Below are 18187 nucleotides of genomic sequence, written 5' to 3'. Positions count from 1 at the left end.
ATTAACGATGATAAAGCGGCAGCCAAAGCACTAACCGCAATCCGCCCAACGGGCTGTCATCGGCTTTCACCCAGCCACGATGTTGCTGAACGGCAGTTTCGACAATCGCTAACCCCAGACCGGTACCACCAGATTCGCGATCGCGCGCTTCATCTGTGCGGTAGAAAGGACGGAATATTTGTTCACGATCTTCCGGGCTCACGCCTGGGCCATCATCATCTACCGTGACAGTAATACCTTGATTATCCACGGAGAAATTAACGGCAATTTTCGTGTGCGAATAACGTAATGCGTTACGGACAATATTTTCCAGCGCACTTTCCAGTGAGTTCGGGTTGCCGTACATCAGCCACGGGCCAGGCGGGTAGGTCACTTCCAGTGATTTACCCATTTGCTCCGCTTCGAAAGCCGCGTTATCCAGCACTTCAGACCAGATCTGATTGGCTTTCATTGTCTCACTCGCCAGCGCATTTTTTTGCTGATTGCGGGACATCACTAACAGGTCGTTGATCATACCGTCCAGACGCTGAGCTTCGGTTTCGATACGCTCCAGTTCTTTGCTTTCACCGGTTTTACGTCGCAGCAATGCTGTGCCTAATTGCAGGCGCGTCAATGGGGTACGCAATTCGTGAGAGATATCGGACAACAGCCGTTGCTGGCTTGTCATCATTCTTTCCAGCGCGGTAATCATCTGGTTAAAGCTGGCGCCGGCTGCGAGAAATTCTTGCGGCCCGGATTCGAGTTCAGGGTGCTGGCGCAAATTCCCCTGGGCTACTTCATCCGCAGCATTTTTCAACTTGCGCGCTGGTTTTGCCAGGCTCCACGCCAGCCATAATAGCAGCGGTGAACTGACCAGCATTGTGACGATGAGTAACAGTAAAGGTCTATCAAACAGCAGGTTAATAAAATCAGATTGGGAGTTACTTGCAGGGCGAATCAGGTAGAGCTGGTAGTTATCTTCGCCATCTCGTACAGAGAATGGCCCTACTAATTCGACACGACCATATTTTTTCTTTTGCGGATGATCTGAGTTATCGGACTGGCCGATAAAGTTACGAATGATCTGCATTTCATTGCGCTGGGCGCCAATCACTCGCCCTTCGCTGGTCACAAGTAATAAACGCTGCCCCGGTGGTGCCCATTTATCAATGGCCCGGAACAAACGACGCCACCACATCAGGTCGTTGGGTGGATCGTTTTCAAGTTCCGCTTCGACATGCTGTTCAATCATGATGCCTTGACGTTGCTCATTCTCCATCAATTCGGTCATTTGACGCGAATCCAGTTTAGGCAGCATCAGCACTAGCATCAGCACTAACGCCAACGTCAACCAGAAGATGGCAAAAATACGCGCGGTAAGGCTACTTATCATGAAGCAGACACCATCAGGTAGCCGCGGCCACGTAATGTTTTAAACCACGGATGCCCATCTTTACGGTCCGGCAATTTACGACGCAAATTGGAAATATGCATGTCGATTGCGCGGTCAAAAGGTGTCAGGCGTTTACCCAGAACTTCCTGGCTTAAATGTTCGCGTGAAACCACCTGGCCCAGATGCTGTGCCAGCAAGTAGAGCAGGGTGAATTCGGTACCGGTCAAATCCAGCGCTTGCCCATCAAAGCTTGCTTCCTGACGTCCAGGATTCAGGCTTAAACCGTCGACTTCGACAGTCGGTGAGCCACTGTCACTGTTTTGTTGCTGCTCGCTCCAGTGTGAACGACGCAAAATAGCGCGTATACGGGCCACCAGTTCACGATCGTTGAATGGTTTAGGCAGATAGTCATCTGCACCGAGTTCAAGGCCCAGCACGCGATCGAGCTCACTTCCTCGCGCTGTTAGCATAATGACTGGGGTCTGGTGTGATTGACGCAACTCTTTCAACGTATCAATGCCATTTTTCTTCGGCATCATCACGTCGAGCAATAAAAGGTCAATGGTGTCATCTAGGAGCTCCAACGCTTGTTCGCCGTCGTGGGCAACAATTACGTTAAAACCTTCCATGTCGAGCAGTTCCTTTAACAGGGAAGTAAGCTCTCGGTCATCATCAACTAGCAGAATTTTATTCATTGTTAAATTACCTCCGAGGCAGAAATTACGTCATCAAGGCGAGCTAATCTATGACTTTACGTTGTTTTACACCCCCTGACGCTAGTTTGCAGCGGGAATCGTAGACTGAATCTCGTTGAATCGCAGCACAGATGATATCAGGAGCAAGTGATGCGCAATGTTACCGCTGCCGTCATGGCCTCTACATTGACTCTGGTAACCCTGGCTTGCCAGGCCAGAGACTTACCGGCCAGCGATAACTGGTACCAGGGCGGTGAAGGTTTAGTAAAGCGTAATCACCTTCAGAGCCATATGTTCGATGGGATAAACCTTACCGAACAACAGCGCCAACAAATGCGCGATCTAATGCAACGGGCACGGCATGATAGCCCACCCGTGAATGTAAGCGAAATGGAGACCATGCATAATCTGGTCACCGCAGATAATTTTGATGAAGCGGCAGTGCGTGTCCAGGCTGAAAAAATGGCACAAGAACAAGTGGCTCGCCAAGTTGAAATGGCGAAAGTACGCAACCAAATGTACCGCTTGTTAAGTCCTGAGCAACAGGCCGTTTTAAATGACAAACACCAACAGCGCATGGATCAATTCCGTGAACTGGCGGACCTGCAACAGATGTCTTCGATGCAGGCACTGAGTAATAGCAGTAAGCATAGTAACCAGTAACAAACCCTGTTTTCCTTGCCATAGACACCATCCCTGTCTTCCCCGCCTTAACCGGCGGGTTTTTTTGCCTGAAGGTTCAGGTGAATCCGCTATACTAGCCAGCAATCATTTGCTGGAGCCCCTATGAATCAACAGTATGGGAAACTGGTCAGCCGTGCAGCCATCGCCGCAACGGTAATGGCATCATTGTTACTTTTGATCAAGATTTTCGCCTGGTGGTATACCGGTTCGGTCAGTATTCTGGCGGCATTGGTGGATTCGCTGGTGGACATTGCTGCGTCGCTGACTAACCTTCTTGTCGTACGCTACTCACTGCAACCGGCGGATGAAGAACATACCTTTGGCCATGGCAAAGCGGAATCGCTGGCAGCACTCGCGCAAAGTATGTTTATTTCTGGCTCAGCGCTGTTCCTGTTCTTGACTGGATTCCAGCATTTAGCTGAACCCTCACAGATGAAACAACCTTTAGTTGGCGTCGTAGTCACGGTCATTGCATTATTCAGCACGTTGATACTTGTGACTTTCCAGCGCTGGGTAGTTCGGAAGACACAAAGCCAGGCAGTCCGGGCAGATATGCTTCATTATCAGTCTGATGTTATGATGAACGGAGCGATTCTGGTTGCTCTGGCACTGTCCTGGTATGGCTGGCACCGTGCAGATTCAATATTTGCGTTAGGGATCGGCGTCTATATTTTATATAACGCGATTCGTATGGGGCATGAGGCAGTGCAGTCTCTGCTAGACCGTGCATTACCCGATGACGAACGTCAGGCAATTATTGATATCATCAATGCATGGCCCGGTGTGAAAGGGGCGCATGATTTACGTACGCGGCAGTCAGGGCCGACCCGCTTTATTCAAGTTCATATCGAAATGGAAGACAATCTCCCGCTGGTTCAGGCGCATGTGATTGCCGAACAAGTGGAACAAGCGATTTTACGTCGTTTCCCTGGGTCAGATGTGATTATTCACCAGGACCCCTGCTCGGTTGTTCCGACGCAGCAGCAAGGCCATTTTGAGCTTTAAATATTCGTTATAAAAGTCAGACGTAGTCGATGTTTTTTGGATAAAGTACGACTTATGGCCTGACCTGAATCAATTCAGCAAGAAGCGGTTGTTATACTATTTGTAGCAGAGTCGACGCCTCGGCATGCCGCAGGCCGTTTCCGGCAACAGGATTAATTTGCATTCAAAAGTTCAGAGGTAGTCATGATCAAAAAAATTGGTGTGTTGACGAGTGGCGGTGATGCGCCGGGTATGAACGCCGCGATTCGTGGTGTTGTCCGTGCAGCATTGTCGGAAGGTCTGGAAGTCGTGGGTGTTTATGACGGCTATCTGGGTCTGTATGAAGACCGCATGGTGAATCTGGACCGTTATAGCGTGTCTGATATGATTAACCGCGGTGGTACCTTCTTGGGTTCCGCTCGTTTCCCGGAGTTTCGTGATGAGAAAATCCGTGAAGTGGCTATCGAGAATTTGAAAAAACGCGGTATCGATGCGCTGGTTGTTATCGGCGGTGATGGCTCCTATATGGGTGCAATGCGCCTGACCGAAATGGGCTTCCCATGCATCGGTTTGCCAGGCACCATTGATAACGATATCAAAGGCACCGATTACACTATCGGTTTCTTCACCGCACTGGAAACAGTCGTGGAAGCAATCGACCGCCTGCGTGATACCTCTTCTTCCCACCAGCGTATTTCTATCGTGGAAGTGATGGGCCGTTACTGTGGCGATTTGACCTTAGCTGCGTCAATTGCTGGTGGCTGTGAGTTTGTTGTGCTGCCAGAAGTTGAGTTTAATCGCGAAGACCTGGTTGAAGAAATCAAAGCGGGCATCGCTAAAGGTAAAAAACACGCAATCGTCGCTATTACCGAGCACATCTGCGACATCGATGAGCTGGCTCAATATATCGAGACGGAAACCAAACGCGAAACTCGCGCCACCGTCCTGGGCCACATTCAGCGTGGCGGTTCGCCGGTTGCTTACGATCGCATTCTGGCTTCCCGCATGGGTGCTTACTCCATCGAACTGCTGTTGCAAGGCCACGGTGGTCGTTGCGTAGGCATTCAGAATGAGAAACTGGTTCACCACGACATCATCGACGCTATCGAAAGCATGAAGCGTCCGTTCAAAGGTGACTGGCTGGATTGCGCCAAGAAACTTTACTAATTCATGAACAGTGATAATTGAAGCCGGGGCAACCCGGCTTTTTGTTGTCTGTTATATGCCCAATAGTTATAGCCAATCTTTTTTTATTCTTTAATGAATGGTTAAATTTCTGGCACGCTGCTTTCATCAAATCTGATTAAAGAGAGCGAACAATGAATAAGTGGGGAGTTGGACTTACATTACTGTTGGCGTCAACCAGCGTACTGGCAAAAGATATTCAGTTACTTAACGTCTCATACGATCCCACTCGCGAACTTTATGACGAGTATAACAAGGCGTTCAGTGCTCACTGGAAACAACAAACCGGTGATAACGTGGTGGTTCGCCAGTCTCACGGCGGCTCAGGCAAACAAGCGACATCCGTTATCAACGGTATCGAAGCTGACGTGGTGACTTTGGCTCTGGCCTACGACGTGGATGCCATCGCTGAACGCGGTCGTATCGATAAAAACTGGATTAAACGTCTGCCAGACAACTCCGCGCCTTACACTTCAACCATCGTTTTCCTGGTACGCAAAGGTAACCCGAAACAAATTCATGACTGGAACGATCTGATTAAACCGGGCGTTTCAGTTATTACCCCGAACCCGAAAAGCTCAGGCGGTGCGCGCTGGAATTATCTGGCAGCGTGGGGTTACGCCCTGCATCACAACAACAACGATCAAGCTAAAGCGCAGGATTTCGTGAAAGCGCTGTATAAGAACGTTGAAGTGCTGGATTCAGGTGCTCGCGGTTCAACCAGTACTTTTGTTGAGCGTGGTATCGGCGACGTGCTGATTGCCTGGGAAAACGAAGCGTTCCTGGCGACCAACGAGTTGGGTAAAGACAAGTTTGAAATCGTCACGCCGAGCGAGTCGATTCTTGCTGAGCCTACTGTTTCAGTCGTAGATAAAGTGACAGAGAAGAAAGGCACTCAGAAAGTGGCTGAAGAGTACCTGAAATACCTTTATTCCCCGCAAGGTCAGGAAATTGTAGCGAAAAACTACTATCGCCCACGCAATGCTGAAGTGGCGAAGAAGTATGAAAACGTCTTCCCTAAACTTAAATTGTTCACCATTGATGAAGAGTTTGGCGGTTGGGCGAAAGCCCAGAAAGAGCACTTCGCCAACGGCGGGACCTTCGACCAGATTAGTCAGCGTTAGGTTTTACAACGGCCCCGAAAGGGGCCGTTTTGCTTTTGAGATCCCAGAGTATGCGTTACGCTGAACAGCCCTCTCACTGTGTCTGAGGTTTTGTATGCTGCTGCGCCGTCGTACGATAATTCTCTTTATCCTTTTGTTAGCTGTTGTCGCAGTATGTGGGTTTAGTCTCCGGCAATATCTGCATCACCCGGATGCTTTGTGGCGTATCGTCAGCCAGCAGTGTGTTCCTAATCAACGCGACAACCATAACCCGGCGCCTTGCGCCAAAGTGGATTTGCAATCGGGTTTCGTATTGCTGAAAGATATCAACGGGCCACTTCAATATCTGCTAATGCCGACGGTAAAAATGAAAGGCATGGAAAGCCCCGATTTATTGCAGCCAAAAACCGCTAACTTCTTCTGGCTTGCCTGGCAAGAACGCAATGTGATGAGCGAGCGTCGGGGAACTCAAGTTCCTGATAACGCCATTTCCCTTACCATTAACTCCACCTCCGGGCGTACCCAGAATCAATTACACATCCATATTTCTTGCTTGCGGGAGGATGTGCGTGGGCAATTGGATCAATATGCGAATACGTTGAACACCGAATGGCAGGAACTCCCGGTGGCGCTGGCTGGAAACGCATACATCGCCAGAAAAGTCAGCGCGGCTGAATTTTCACAACGTGGTCCGTTTATTATGTTGGCATCTCAGGTTTCACAAGCTCGCAAGCATATGGGCCGTTACAGTCTGGCGATGGCGAAATTGCCAGGTGGGGAATGGATAGCGTTGGCGACGGAGCGGAATTTACTGCGTCTGAATCTGGCTTCTGCCGAACAGCTACAAGATCACGATTGCGGAATATTGAAATAAAAAAGGCCCTGCCGGAGCAGAGCCTTAATATTTTCAAGCGAGAATACTTACGCTTGTTTCGCTTTTGCAGCAGCTTTAACGATAACTGCGAATGCGTCAGCTTTCAGAGATGCGCCGCCAACCAGGGCACCGTCGATGTCAGGCTGAGCAAACAGCTCTGCAGCATTTTTGTCGTTTACGGAACCGCCGTACTGGATGATCACTTGCTCAGCAACTTTCGCATCAGCTTTAGCAATGTGGTCACGAATGAATTTGTGAACTGCCTGAGCCTGAGCAGGAGTTGCAGATTTGCCAGTACCGATTGCCCATACTGGTTCGTAAGCGATTACAACGCCTTCGAATGCCGCAGCACCCTGAGTTTTCAGAACTGCGTCGATTTGACGTGCGCAAACTTCTTCAGTTTTGCCAGCTTCGTTTTCTGCTTCAGTTTCACCGATGCACAGTACTGGGATCAGGCCAACTTCTTTCAGGATAGCGAATTTTTTAGCGATCAGTTCGTCAGACTCTGCGTGGTATGTACGACGCTCTGAGTGACCGATGATGATGTATTTAGCACCAACATCTTTCAGCATTTCTGCGGAAACTTCGCCAGTGAATGCGCCAGACAGGTTCAGGTCAACGTTCTGAGCACCAAGAATGATGTGGCTGCCAGAAGCGGCGTGTTTAGCCAGATCCAGGTACATTGTTGGAGGAGCGATAGCAACGCCACAGCCAGCAACGCCAGCCAGTTCTTTGCGTAAGCCAGCAATCAGCTCGTGTACCATGTGCTTGCTGCCGTTCAGTTTCCAGTTACCCATCACCAAAGGATGTCGCATCTTAATTCTCCACAAGGTCAAACTAATAAAAGAATCGCTGCCGCTCAGGGCAGCATGGTCTGTGAAACAGTATAGAGACTCAACCGCCTAAAGGCTTTGCTTTTCGTCATATATACCCATCATCCTTCAAGCCACAGGGGTGTTGGTGGCTGCACTCACTTACCTGAATCACTTACTAAAGTAAGCTTATCGACGTAAGCTCCCTTGCCGCCTATCTGCAACTTGAATGCTAACGGGTATATTAATTGGTGTTAAGCGTTTCAGATAGCGTCAGCTTAATCGGTTCAACTGCGAAGGTAAGTCCCTTTTCACCGTTATCCGCAACAACATAGCGAATAGCGCCATCGGTTTGTGCGTAATAACGTTTGTTCTTTCCATCGCTAAGTAATTTGGTGAGTTTTGCCACGCTTTGCGGTTTTGAAAGCGACGGGGTAAAGGTGCGAATCAGCGCTGACATGTATTCAGACGCTTTCGAGCGCGCCGCTTTTTGCTCTGGGCCCTGAATCGGCAACCACGTTATCTGCATCGACTTTATTTTCAACGTACCGCGTTCAAGCGCTGTGGAAGCGTAGAGATTTTCGTTTATTTTGCTGGCAGCGCGCATCAGATTTACTTCATCGGCGCTGGAGTCGATAGCGCGAAATTCATTTATCGGCAAAGACGGGTTTTCCGCGGTGAATTTTTCCCGAAACTGCGTAATGTTCATATCAAATGTTGGTGCACCGGCCAGTAAATATGGAGCGGCTTGCAGTGGGGAGGTGGAGTCTGAAGGCGGGTCGGCCCACACCACCGCAGCGGGTAGCATCAGTAAAGCCAGAGCTGCAAACAGATGTCTCATTGACAAATTCTCCTGTGAATTCTGCTTCCCGATTAAATCGGCATTCCGTTGGCTTGTCAAAACCCGGCATAGCCAGGGTACACTACGGCGCTAAACAATAAAATGGACCTTACCATGACCATACAGCAATGGCTGTTCTCTTTTAACGGACGTATTGGACGCCGTGACTTCTGGATTTGGATTGGCGTTTGGTTAATCGCGCTGATCATTCTCTTCACCCTAGCGGGTGCTGAAATTATGCCTTATTCCACCGCCGGTTTCTTCTTATCGGGTTCTTTGATTCCGACTGCCGCTGTGATTGTGAAGCGTCTGCACGATCGCAATAAGAAAGGCTGGTGGGCGCTACTGTTTATTCCGGCCTGGCTGTTGCTTGCCGGAAATTGGGAAACATTCGGCACATTAGCGCAGTGGGGACTTGGGCGTTTTATCCCAACCTTGATTCTGGTGATGGTCATTATGGACCTGGGTGCATTTGTTGGCACCCAGGGCGAGAATCGCTTTGGTAAAGATACAAGCGAAGTGAAGTACCGCTAACACTACCAGTAGTGTTCAGCTGTCATATGGCCCGGTCGGCGGCGCAAATGTTTGGTCATCTGCCGGGTATCTTTCAGTAACTGCTGCGTGTCACGTACCATCTGCGGGTTGCCGCACAACATCACATGGCTAGTTTCGGTATTCATCGGCAGACCTACAGCCGCTTCCAGTTCACCGCTCTCGATAAGTGCGGGCACGCGTCCGGTCAATGAACCCGGAATTGATTCCCGGCTCACCACTGTCTGAATCCGTAATTTCCCTTCGTATTGCTGCTGGAGTTTTTGCATCAATGGCAAATAACTCAAATCCTGCGCATAACGCACGGCATGAAGCAAAACGATATTCTCGAAACGATCCAGGTCTTTGCCTTCCTGCAAAATCGAAAGATAGGGGCCTAATGCTGTGCCTGTCGCCAGCATCCATAACGTCTGGCAATCCGGGACTTCATCCAGTACAAAGAACCCCGCGGCTTCGCTCACCAGCATAATTTCATCGCCGGGTTGCAGAGCATGCAGGCGTGGGCTGAGTTTGCCCTCAGGCACGGTGACTAGATAAAATTCAAGATTAGGATCGTTCGGCGCATTGACGTAGGAATAGGCGCGCTGCACGCGTTCACCGTCAATTTCCATCCCAAGCTTGGTGAATTGCCCGGCAGTGAAAGGGGCGACAGGTGCATGCACAGTGAGACTAAATAGAGCGTCCGTCCAGTTTTCAATCTGGATGACTTTACCTTTGACCCATTCCGCCATGATGTTCATTCCCCTCTGTGTCTATTGTCCTATCTTCACCAGAAAACTGTGAGATTTCCAGCCGGTTAAAGCTGGAAAGCTCATTCAGACAAACGGCAGTCTTACAGAATATGCGTTTGTACGTCTGGATCTTTGCGGTCGAGATAGTGAATAGATTTGATACGGCGAATGGTGCGCGATTTACCACGGATCAGCAATGTTTCAGTGGTCGCCATATTCCCTTTACGGGTAATGCCATCCAGCAAATCACCTTTGGTGATACCGGTCGCGGAGAAAATCACGTTGTCGTTACGCGCCATATCATCGAGTTTCAATACTACACCCGCTTCAATGCCCATCGCTTTGCAGCGCTCAAGTTCTTTCTCACCCATCACACGGTTTTCTTCGCTATCGCCTTTGACGTGGTGACGAGCTAACAAGCGGCCTTGCATGTCGCCATCCAATGCGCGAATAACTGCTGCAGAAATCACGCCCTCAGGTGCGCCGCCGATACCGTACATCACATCGACTTCGCTATCAGGCATACAGGTCAGAATGGATGCCGCAACATCACCATCAGGAATGGCGAAAACGCGCACGCCAAGCTTTTGCAGTTCGGCAATGGTGGCGTCGTGGCGCGGTTTGGCGAGAATAGTTACGGTGAGTTCGCTCAATGGCTTGTTGAGCGCAACGGCGATGTTATAGAGGTTTTCAGCCAGCGGCAGATTGAGGTCGATAATGCCTTTAGCGCCAGGGCCAACAATCAGTTTTTCCATGTACATGTCTGGGGCGTTGAGGAAACTACCTTTGTCACCCACAGCCAGCACCGCCAGCGCGTTGGCCTGACCCATGGCGGTCATCCGTGTGCCTTCAATCGGGTCAACCGCGATATCTACTGCATCACCCTGGCCGGTCCCGACTTTTTCGCCAATGTAGAGCATCGGCGCTTCGTCGATTTCTCCTTCACCAATCACAATCTGGCCATCAATATTGACCTGATTAAGCATGATACGCATGGCGTGAACGGCTGCGCCATCCGCCGTATTTTTATCGCCACGGCCCAACCATTTATAACCAGCCAGTGCTGCGGCTTCAGTTACGCGGGAAAATTCAATCGCCAGTTCTCGTCTCATCGCACACTCATTTTAAGAAGCTTAATTGCGACGCATTTTAGCACAGGTGAGGAATCGTCGGGGAAGGCGGAGTGTTGCTGTGGATTCAGAACTCACTCACCTCTACTCTCTCCCCGGAATAGGGAGAGAGTAGGTTGGTGGTGTCAGAACTTAACTTTCGTCGTGGTCTTCCCACGCCAGCGCACGCTTAACTGCTTTTTTCCAGCCAGCATAACGGACGTTACGTTCGGTGGTTTCGATACCCGGGCGGAACTCTTTTTCGATAACCGCTTTCTCGCTGACTTCATCCAGGTTCTGCCAGAAACCAACGGCCAGGCCTGCAAGATAAGCAGCACCTAACGCCGTGACTTCACGCACTTCAGGGCGCTCAACGCGTGTACCTAAAATGTCGGCCTGGAATTGCATCAGGAAGTTGTTCGCCACCGCACCACCGTCCACACGCAGAGCGTGCAGGCGAATATCAGCATCAGCCTGCATCGCTTCCAGTACGTCACGCGTCTGATAAGCGATGGACTCAAGTGTTGCGCGGATAATATGGTTTGCATTGACGCCACGAGTCAGACCGAAGATAGCGCCACGGGCATACGGGTCCCAGTAAGGAGCGCCCAGACCGGTAAACGCAGGGACGACATATACGCCGTTGGTGTCTTTGACTTTCGTTGCAAAGTACTCGGAATCAGTCGCGTCGCTAATCAGTTTCATCTCATCGCGTAGCCACTGGATAGACGCGCCGCCCATGAATACTGCGCCTTCCAGCGCATAGTTCACTTCACCGCGTGGGCCGCAAGCAATCGTCGTCAACAAACCGTGAGTCGATTTAACCGCCTGAGTTCCGGTGTTCATCAGCATAAAGCAGCCGGTGCCGTAGGTGTTTTTCGCCATCCCTTCCTTCACGCACAGCTGGCCGAAGAGTGCCGCCTGCTGGTCACCGGCGATCCCGGCGATAGGAATACGCGTACCGCCTTTACCACCGATGTTGGTCTGGCCGTAAACTTCGGAGGATTTACGCACTTCTGGCAGCATCTCGCGTGGGATATCCAGCGCTTCGAGCATGCGGTCATCCCAGGTGAGATCGTGGATGTTAAACAACATGGTTCGGGAGGCGTTGGTGTAGTCAGTAACGTGCACGCGCCCTTGAGTCATTTTCCAGATAAGCCAGGTATCGACCGTACCAAACAGCAATTCGCCACGGCGCGCGCGTTCGCGGGAACCTTCAACGTGATCAAGAATCCACTTCACTTTGGTGCCGGAGAAATACGGGTCAACAACCAGCCCGGTTGCTGATTTGATGTACTCTTCCAGGCCGTCGCGTTTGAGCTGCTCGCAGATCTCTGCGGTACGACGGCACTGCCAGACGATGGCGTTATAAATTGGTTTGCCGGTCTCTTTTTCCCAGACAATCGCGGTTTCACGCTGGTTAGTGATACCTATTGCGGCGATTTGGTCGGAGTTGATGTCCGCTTTAGCCAGCACTTCTACAAGCGTGGAGCTTTGTGTTGCCCAAATCTCCATTGGGTCGTGCTCTACCCATCCAGCTTTTGGATAGATTTGCTGAAACTCGCGCTGTGACACGCTAACAACGTTGGCATCATGATCCAGGACGACGGCGCGGGAGCTGGTTGTGCCCTGATCGAGTGCGACAATATATTTTTTTTCGTGGGTCATAATTTTGTCCTGCAGTCAGTCTTACAAAGAAGCATTTTGTTGTGTGGATGTGCTGGATTTTTCTTCATCTTCAACACAAACATCACAAGGTAAATGGTGGCCAATCAGTTTACGGTAACCAAACGCACCTAGAGCCGCGCCTACAATCGGGCCAAATACAGGCACCAGGAAGTAAGGAATATCGCGGCCACCGGTGAAGGCGACATCGCCCCAGCCAGCTAACCAGGCGAAAAGTTTCGGGCCAAAGTCACGTGCTGGATTCATCGCAAATCCGGTCAACGGACCCATTGAGGCACCGATTACCGCAATCAGTAAGCCAATCAGCAATGGTGCTAACGGGCCACGCGGGATGCCGTTGCCATCGTCAGTCAGCGCCAGAATAACGCCCATCAGAATGGCTGTGATCACCATCTCTACGGCAAACGCCTGCACAAGATTGATGTGTGGGTTAGGGTAGGTTGAGAAGATACCTGCCAAATCCAGGCTTTCCACACTGCCGCGTACCATGTGGTGCGTCTGCTCGTAATCGAGGAATAAATTGTAATACAGGCCATAGACCAAAGCTGCGGCACAGAACGCACCTGCAACTTGCGAAAGAATAAACGGCACCACTTTGCGTTTATCGAAGCATGCGAACAGGCAAAGTGCGATAGTCACCGCCGGGTTAAGATGTGCACCGGAAACTCCTGCAGTCAGGTAGATAGCCATAGCTACTCCCAAACCCCAGATGATACTGATTTCCCACTGCCCGAAGCTTGCGCCCGCGACTTTTAAGGCGGCGACACATCCGACACCAAAGAAAATCAACAACGCGGTACCCATGAACTCGGCGATGCACTGACCTTTCAAGGTTGATGGAGCTGACTGACTCATAGTAGGGTCCTGAAGGCAAAATTAATGATTATTGTTTGTTCGGGCTTCCCTGCCGCGCAGGTGCCATGTAGGCATAGTGTTAATTTATCGTTAACGAACATAAACGAGAAATATCGAACTTTAAATTTGTGTTGTTCGTCATAAAAATGAGCGATTTCGCGCTGAAGTGTGCGCATTATCACCCAGAAAAGACAACGCAAACGCTCATGGAAGTAATCAATGCGTTAACAAATAGTGATTTTAGCGCTCATGGTCATTCGGCATATGCTGAAAAACGTTATGTTATGCAAAGAGCGCTTGAACTCGCTGGACACGGCTACTTACGCTACTTACAATCGAGACACGCTGCGTGGAGCGCATATATTCATAAGGTGTCTTCGGGGAATATCCGGAACGGGGATTTATACCCATCATCCTTCAAGCTGCAGGGGCGTTGGCTGCGCTCAGTTACCCGAATCACTTACTGAAGTAAGCTCATCGGGATAAGCTCCCTGGCCGCCTACCTGCAACTCGAATGCTAACGGGTATAGACATCCATCAACGCCTTGCAATTCAGAAGAGGTTCAGAAATGTCATTTGAAGTGTTTGAGAAACTGGAAGCAAAAGTACAGCAGGCGATTGATACCATTACCCTGCTGCAAATGGAAATTGAAGAGCTGAAAGAGACCAACAACAATTTGTCTCAGCAAGTTCAGCAGTCTCAGAGCAACCATGAAGAATTAGTGCGCGAAAATAATTCTCTGAAAGAACAGCAGCACGTTTGGCAGGATCGTCTGCATGCGCTGCTGGGTAAGATGGAAGAAGTCTAATACCCGTCATACTTCAAGCAGCAGGGGCGTTGGCTGTTTTCGTTCACCCCAGTCACTTACTTTAGTAAGCTCCTGGGGATTCACTCAATTGCCGCATTACTCGGCTGAGCCTCGCCCCGGTGGGGCCAGCGCAAGCGCTGTTCAAAAGTCTGAAGCCTTTTGTCCTGCAACTTGAATTATTTAGGGTATCGATTTATTCGACCAGAAAAAGAACGGGCGCCTTAGGGCGCCCGTTTTGTTATTCGATTGGGTTATTCAATATCGAGGGGATCTTCGGAAAGGATAATGCCGGTGTTATCCGCATACAGATGGTCGCCGGAGAAGAATGTCACGCCGCCAAAGTTAACGCGCACATCACTTTCACCAACGCCAACGCCTGCTGAACCTACCGGAATAGCGGCAATTGCCTGAATACCAATATCCAGTTCTTCCAGGTCATCTACCTGGCGTACTGCACCGTATACCACGATGCCTTCCCACTCATTTTGAGTCGCCAGACGGGCAAGTTCTGCGTCAATCAAAGCACGGCGAACAGAGCCGCCACCATCGATGACCAGCACTCGGCCACGGCCATTTTGTTCGAGCAGATCATACAACAATCCGTTGTCCTCGAAACATTTCACTGTGATGATTTGCCCGCCAAAGGACGACCGCCCACCGAAGTTGGAAAACAGCGGTTCAACGACGTTGACATCTTCCTGGTAGATGTCGCAAAGCTCGGAAGTATCATATTTCATAGGATTAAGGTTCTGTTGCTGCATGAGTTGTCAGTATATCGCTTAATCTCAACTGTTGGCAAAATCATCAATTGTTAATTGATATTTGTCAGCTAAAGCGACACCGTGCTGAGCACAACTCCTACCGCAAACAATACGTTAGCAAGCAATGCGGCTTTTACTGTCCGTTCAAGCATTGGGCGCATCGCAACAGGTTCCTTCTCGCGTAACACAAAACGCGCCTGCTTAATCAGTAACGGTGCTGCAAGCACAAACAGCCATCCCCAGAGGCTTTGCAACCACACCAGGTTAAATACCGCAAGGCACGCCAGCGCACCCATTAGCAGGCAGGCATGATAGCGACGGGCAAGTACTGGGCCCAGGCGCACAGCCAGTGTGTTTTTACCGTTCTCACGGTCGCTGTCGATATCACGCAAGTTATTGATGTTCAGCACAGCTGTTGCCAGTAATCCGCAAGCTGTCGCGGGTAAAAACACTAACGGGGCGAGAGCATGAGCCTGAAGATACCAGGTACCAGCCACACTTAACCAACCAAAGAAGACCAGTACTGAAATGTCCCCAAGTCCCATGTAACCATACGGACGAGTTCCGACGGTGTAGGTAATAGCCGCGATAATGGCCAGTAAACCCAGCACCAGGAAACCGAGAAAATCTGCCAGCGAACGACAAGCAACCGCGACCAGCGCCAGACCAGAAACACAGATTAATACCACTGTGATAATCAGCGCTTTTTTCATCTGCGCCTGGGTAATCACGCCTTTTTGCATTCCGCGCAATGGCCCGATTCTGTCTTCTTTGTCGCTCCCTTTTACCGCATCACCGTAGTCATTCGCCAGGTTTGAGAGGATTTGCAGTAACCCGGCAGTCAGCAGTGCCAGCAATGCAATTGTGGGGTTGAACACGCCTTGCCAGAAAGCCAACGCGGATCCACAGACGATAGAGGCAAATGCCAGTGGTAATGTGCGTGGGCGCAAGCTTTCAAGCCAGGCTTGAGTCGTGCTTACAGAGTGCGATTCGCTCATAGTTCTCTCTGTTAGATATAAAAAAATGGAGGGCATAAGCCCTCCATTTCAAATGAAGAAAATACGTTGAGCGCGATTATAGGATAAAACGGCTCAAGTCTTCATCTGCTACCAACTCATCCAGATGTTTACTGACATATTCGCCATCAATCAGGATGGACTGGCCGTTCATCTCGCTGGCATCGTAAGAGATGTCTTCAACCAGGCGTTCCAGAACAGTGTGCAGACGACGCGCACCAATGTTTTCGGTGGACTCGTTCACTTGCCATGCAGCCTGAGCAATGCGGCGAATACCGTCTTCGGTGAAGTCGATATTCACGCCTTCGGTGCCCAACAATGCTTTGTACTGCACGGTGATAGACGCGTTCGGCTCAGTCAGAATGCGCTCGAAATCTTCAACAGTCAGTGCCTGCAATTCCACACGAATTGGCAGACGACCCTGCAATTCTGGGATCAGGTCTGACGGACTTGCTACCTGGAATGCGCCAGATGCGATAAACAGGATGTGGTCAGTTTTGACCATTCCGTGTTTAGTCGAAACGGTGCAGCCTTCGACCAGTGGCAGTAAGTCGCGCTGAACGCCTTCACGGGAAACGTCCGGGCCGGAGCTGTTGCCACCACGCTTACAGATCTTGTCGATCTCATCGATAAACACGATACCGTGTTGCTCGACGGCATCAATGGCGTCTTGCTTCAGTTCTTCCGGGTTCACAAGTTTCGCGGCTTCTTCTTCAATCAGAAGTTTCATCGCCTCTTTGATTTTCAGCTTGCGTGGTTTTTGCTTCTGACCGCCCAGGTTCTGGAACATTGACTGCAACTGGCTAGTCATTTCTTCCATGCCAGGAGGAGCCATGATTTCAACGCCCATCGGTGCTGCAGCCAGATCGATCTCAATTTCTTTATCGTCTAACTGGCCTTCACGCAATTTCTTACGGAAAGACTGGCGCGCGGTAGATGGCTCAGGTGCCGTTTCGTTTTGGCCCCAGTTGTTCTTAGCTGGTGGGATCAGCACATCAAGAATGCGCTCTTCGGCCATTTCTTCGGCGCGGTAGCGGTTTTTCTCGATGGATTGCAGGCGAACCATTTTCATCGCAGAATCGGTCAGATCGCGGATGATAGAATCAACTTCTTTACCAACATAACCCACTTCGGTGAATTTGGTGGCTTCGACTTTGATGAACGGTGCGTTGGCAAGTTTTGCCAGACGACGGGCGATTTCGGTTTTACCGACACCGGTTGGGCCGATCATCAGAATGTTTTTTGGCGTAACTTCATGGCGCAGCTCTTCATTAAGCTGCATACGGCGCCAGCGGTTGCGCAGCGCAATCGCCACGGAACGCTTGGCATTGTCCTGGCCAATGATGTGTTTATTCAGTTCGCTGACAATTTCGCGTGGAGTCATTTCAGACATGGGGATTCCTTACGCCTTAGACGCTAATTCTTCAATAGTATGGAAATGGTTGGTGTAGATACAGATATCACCGGCAATCCCCAGCGATTTCTCTACGATGTCACGAGCACCCAGTTCGGTGTTATCAAGAAGTGCACGTGCCGCTGCCTGCGCATACGGGCCACCTGAACCAATTGCAATCAGATCATCTTCTGGCTGAATCACATCACCATTACCGGTGATGATAAGAGATGAATTTTCATCGGCGACGGCAAGCAACGCTTCGAGCTTGCGCAGCATGCGATCGGTACGCCAGTCTTTTGCCAGTTCAACCGCAGCTTTCACCAGGTGGCCCTGGTGCATTTCTAGCTTGCGCTCAAACAGTTCGAATAGGGTAAAGGCATCCGCAGTGCCGCCAGCAAAACCGGCAATCACTTTGTCGTTATACAAACGACGTACTTTTTTAACGTTGCCTTTCATTACAGTATTGCCGAGCGTGGCCTGACCATCACCACCGATTACGACATGGCCGTTACGGCGCACACTTACTATTGTTGTCACGAGCAGACCCCTTATTGCATCAGCTATACCCGTCATAATTCAAGTTGCAGTTGCGTTGGCTGCTTTCAGTCACCCGAATCACTTACTTGAGTAAGCTCATCGGGACTCCTTCTTTTGCCGCCTTCCTTCAACCCGAATTATTTAGGGTAGAAATATGATCCCCAAAATGTGTTTGGGGTTGAATG

19 protein-coding genes are annotated in these 18187 nt (G+C 50.3%); 7 read left to right on the top strand and 12 right to left on the bottom strand.

The window, feature by feature from the left end; translation table 11 throughout:
* Position 1: 1 nt before the first annotated feature.
* Together cpxA and cpxR are read right to left on the bottom strand one after the other, a co-directional pair.
* Positions 2-1372 (bottom strand): envelope stress sensor histidine kinase CpxA, encoded by a 1371-nt coding sequence (cpxA, locus tag AC0IXI_RS23100; protein ID WP_064515048.1) that lies wholly within the window; start codon positions 1370-1372, stop codon positions 2-4.
* Positions 1369-2067, bottom strand: coding sequence for an envelope stress response regulator transcription factor CpxR (gene cpxR / locus AC0IXI_RS23095; protein WP_034461436.1), 699 nt, complete (start codon positions 2065-2067; stop codon positions 1369-1371). The genes cpxA and cpxR overlap by 4 nt, the downstream gene beginning before the upstream one ends.
* A gap of 150 nt (positions 2068-2217) precedes the next feature.
* On the opposite strand from cpxR, the gene cpxP reads away from it, so the two are divergent.
* From cpxP to AC0IXI_RS23070, 5 genes are all read left to right on the top strand, one after another.
* A complete protein-coding gene (gene cpxP / locus AC0IXI_RS23090; RefSeq protein ID WP_471683166.1) occupies positions 2218-2730 on the top strand; it encodes a cell-envelope stress modulator CpxP in 513 nt (170 codons plus the stop codon).
* Positions 2731-2853: 123 nt separating this feature from the next.
* The gene (gene fieF / locus AC0IXI_RS23085) at positions 2854-3756 is read left to right on the top strand and encodes a CDF family cation-efflux transporter FieF (protein WP_064561521.1); all 903 of its coding nucleotides are present in this window, start codon (positions 2854-2856) and stop codon (positions 3754-3756) included.
* 183 nt (positions 3757-3939) lie between these two features.
* Complete coding sequence (gene pfkA, locus AC0IXI_RS23080; protein ID WP_064515054.1) at positions 3940-4902, top strand: 6-phosphofructokinase; 963 nt, start codon at positions 3940-3942, stop codon at positions 4900-4902.
* A 152-nt stretch (positions 4903-5054) separates the two neighbouring features.
* A complete protein-coding gene (locus AC0IXI_RS23075; protein WP_064515056.1) occupies positions 5055-6044 on the top strand; it encodes a sulfate ABC transporter substrate-binding protein in 990 nt (329 codons plus the stop codon).
* 94 nt (positions 6045-6138) lie between these two features.
* The gene (locus AC0IXI_RS23070) at positions 6139-6897 is read left to right on the top strand and encodes a CDP-diacylglycerol diphosphatase (RefSeq protein ID WP_134187647.1); all 759 of its coding nucleotides are present in this window, start codon (positions 6139-6141) and stop codon (positions 6895-6897) included.
* Positions 6898-6944: 47 nt separating this feature from the next.
* On the opposite strand, the gene tpiA is transcribed toward AC0IXI_RS23070, so the two are convergent.
* Together tpiA and AC0IXI_RS23060 are read right to left on the bottom strand one after the other, a co-directional pair.
* Entirely contained in the window at positions 6945-7712 is a 768-nt protein-coding gene (gene tpiA, locus AC0IXI_RS23065; RefSeq protein ID WP_064515060.1) for a triose-phosphate isomerase, read from the bottom strand.
* A 241-nt stretch (positions 7713-7953) separates the two neighbouring features.
* The gene (locus AC0IXI_RS23060) at positions 7954-8517 is read right to left on the bottom strand and encodes a DUF1454 family protein (protein WP_413499631.1); all 564 of its coding nucleotides are present in this window, start codon (positions 8515-8517) and stop codon (positions 7954-7956) included.
* Between the two features lie 147 nt (positions 8518-8664).
* Here AC0IXI_RS23060 and AC0IXI_RS23055 point away from each other — a divergent pair, with 147 nt between their 5' ends.
* A complete protein-coding gene (locus AC0IXI_RS23055; protein ID WP_034500043.1) occupies positions 8665-9084 on the top strand; it encodes a DUF805 domain-containing protein in 420 nt (139 codons plus the stop codon).
* Between the two features lie 2 nt (positions 9085-9086).
* Here AC0IXI_RS23055 and fpr read toward each other — a convergent pair whose 3' ends face one another.
* The 4 genes from fpr to AC0IXI_RS23035 form a co-directional block, all read right to left on the bottom strand.
* A complete protein-coding gene (fpr, locus tag AC0IXI_RS23050; RefSeq protein ID WP_134187645.1) occupies positions 9087-9833 on the bottom strand; it encodes a ferredoxin--NADP(+) reductase in 747 nt (248 codons plus the stop codon).
* A 101-nt stretch (positions 9834-9934) separates the two neighbouring features.
* The gene (gene glpX, locus AC0IXI_RS23045; RefSeq protein WP_064515066.1) at positions 9935-10945 is read right to left on the bottom strand and encodes a class II fructose-bisphosphatase; all 1011 of its coding nucleotides are present in this window, start codon (positions 10943-10945) and stop codon (positions 9935-9937) included.
* A gap of 150 nt (positions 10946-11095) precedes the next feature.
* Positions 11096-12610, bottom strand: coding sequence for a glycerol kinase GlpK (glpK, locus tag AC0IXI_RS23040; RefSeq protein ID WP_064515068.1), 1515 nt, complete (start codon positions 12608-12610; stop codon positions 11096-11098).
* A gap of 21 nt (positions 12611-12631) precedes the next feature.
* Positions 12632-13483: an MIP/aquaporin family protein gene (locus AC0IXI_RS23035; RefSeq protein WP_134187643.1), complete on the bottom strand. Its 852-nt coding sequence runs from the start codon at positions 13481-13483 to the stop codon at positions 12632-12634.
* A 569-nt stretch (positions 13484-14052) separates the two neighbouring features.
* On the opposite strand from AC0IXI_RS23035, the gene zapB reads away from it, so the two are divergent.
* Positions 14053-14292, top strand: coding sequence for a septal ring assembly protein ZapB (zapB, locus tag AC0IXI_RS23030; protein WP_034461423.1), 240 nt, complete (start codon positions 14053-14055; stop codon positions 14290-14292).
* A 251-nt stretch (positions 14293-14543) separates the two neighbouring features.
* Here zapB and rraA read toward each other — a convergent pair whose 3' ends face one another.
* From rraA to hslV, 4 genes are all read right to left on the bottom strand, one after another.
* Positions 14544-15029, bottom strand: coding sequence for a ribonuclease E activity regulator RraA (gene rraA, locus AC0IXI_RS23025; protein WP_034500052.1), 486 nt, complete (start codon positions 15027-15029; stop codon positions 14544-14546).
* Between the two features lie 92 nt (positions 15030-15121).
* On the bottom strand, positions 15122-16051 hold the full coding sequence (gene menA, locus AC0IXI_RS23020) for a 1,4-dihydroxy-2-naphthoate polyprenyltransferase (RefSeq protein WP_424222780.1): 930 nt from the start codon (positions 16049-16051) through the stop codon (positions 15122-15124).
* A 76-nt stretch (positions 16052-16127) separates the two neighbouring features.
* A complete protein-coding gene (hslU, locus tag AC0IXI_RS23015) occupies positions 16128-17462 on the bottom strand; it encodes an HslU--HslV peptidase ATPase subunit (protein WP_064515079.1) in 1335 nt (444 codons plus the stop codon).
* A 9-nt stretch (positions 17463-17471) separates the two neighbouring features.
* Entirely contained in the window at positions 17472-18002 is a 531-nt protein-coding gene (gene hslV, locus AC0IXI_RS23010) for an ATP-dependent protease subunit HslV (RefSeq protein ID WP_064515081.1), read from the bottom strand.
* Between the last annotated feature and the right edge of the window lie 185 nt (positions 18003-18187).

The organism is Buttiauxella sp. AC038 (genome assembly GCF_979253565.1).
This window is presented reverse-complemented; position numbering and strand designations above follow the sequence as displayed.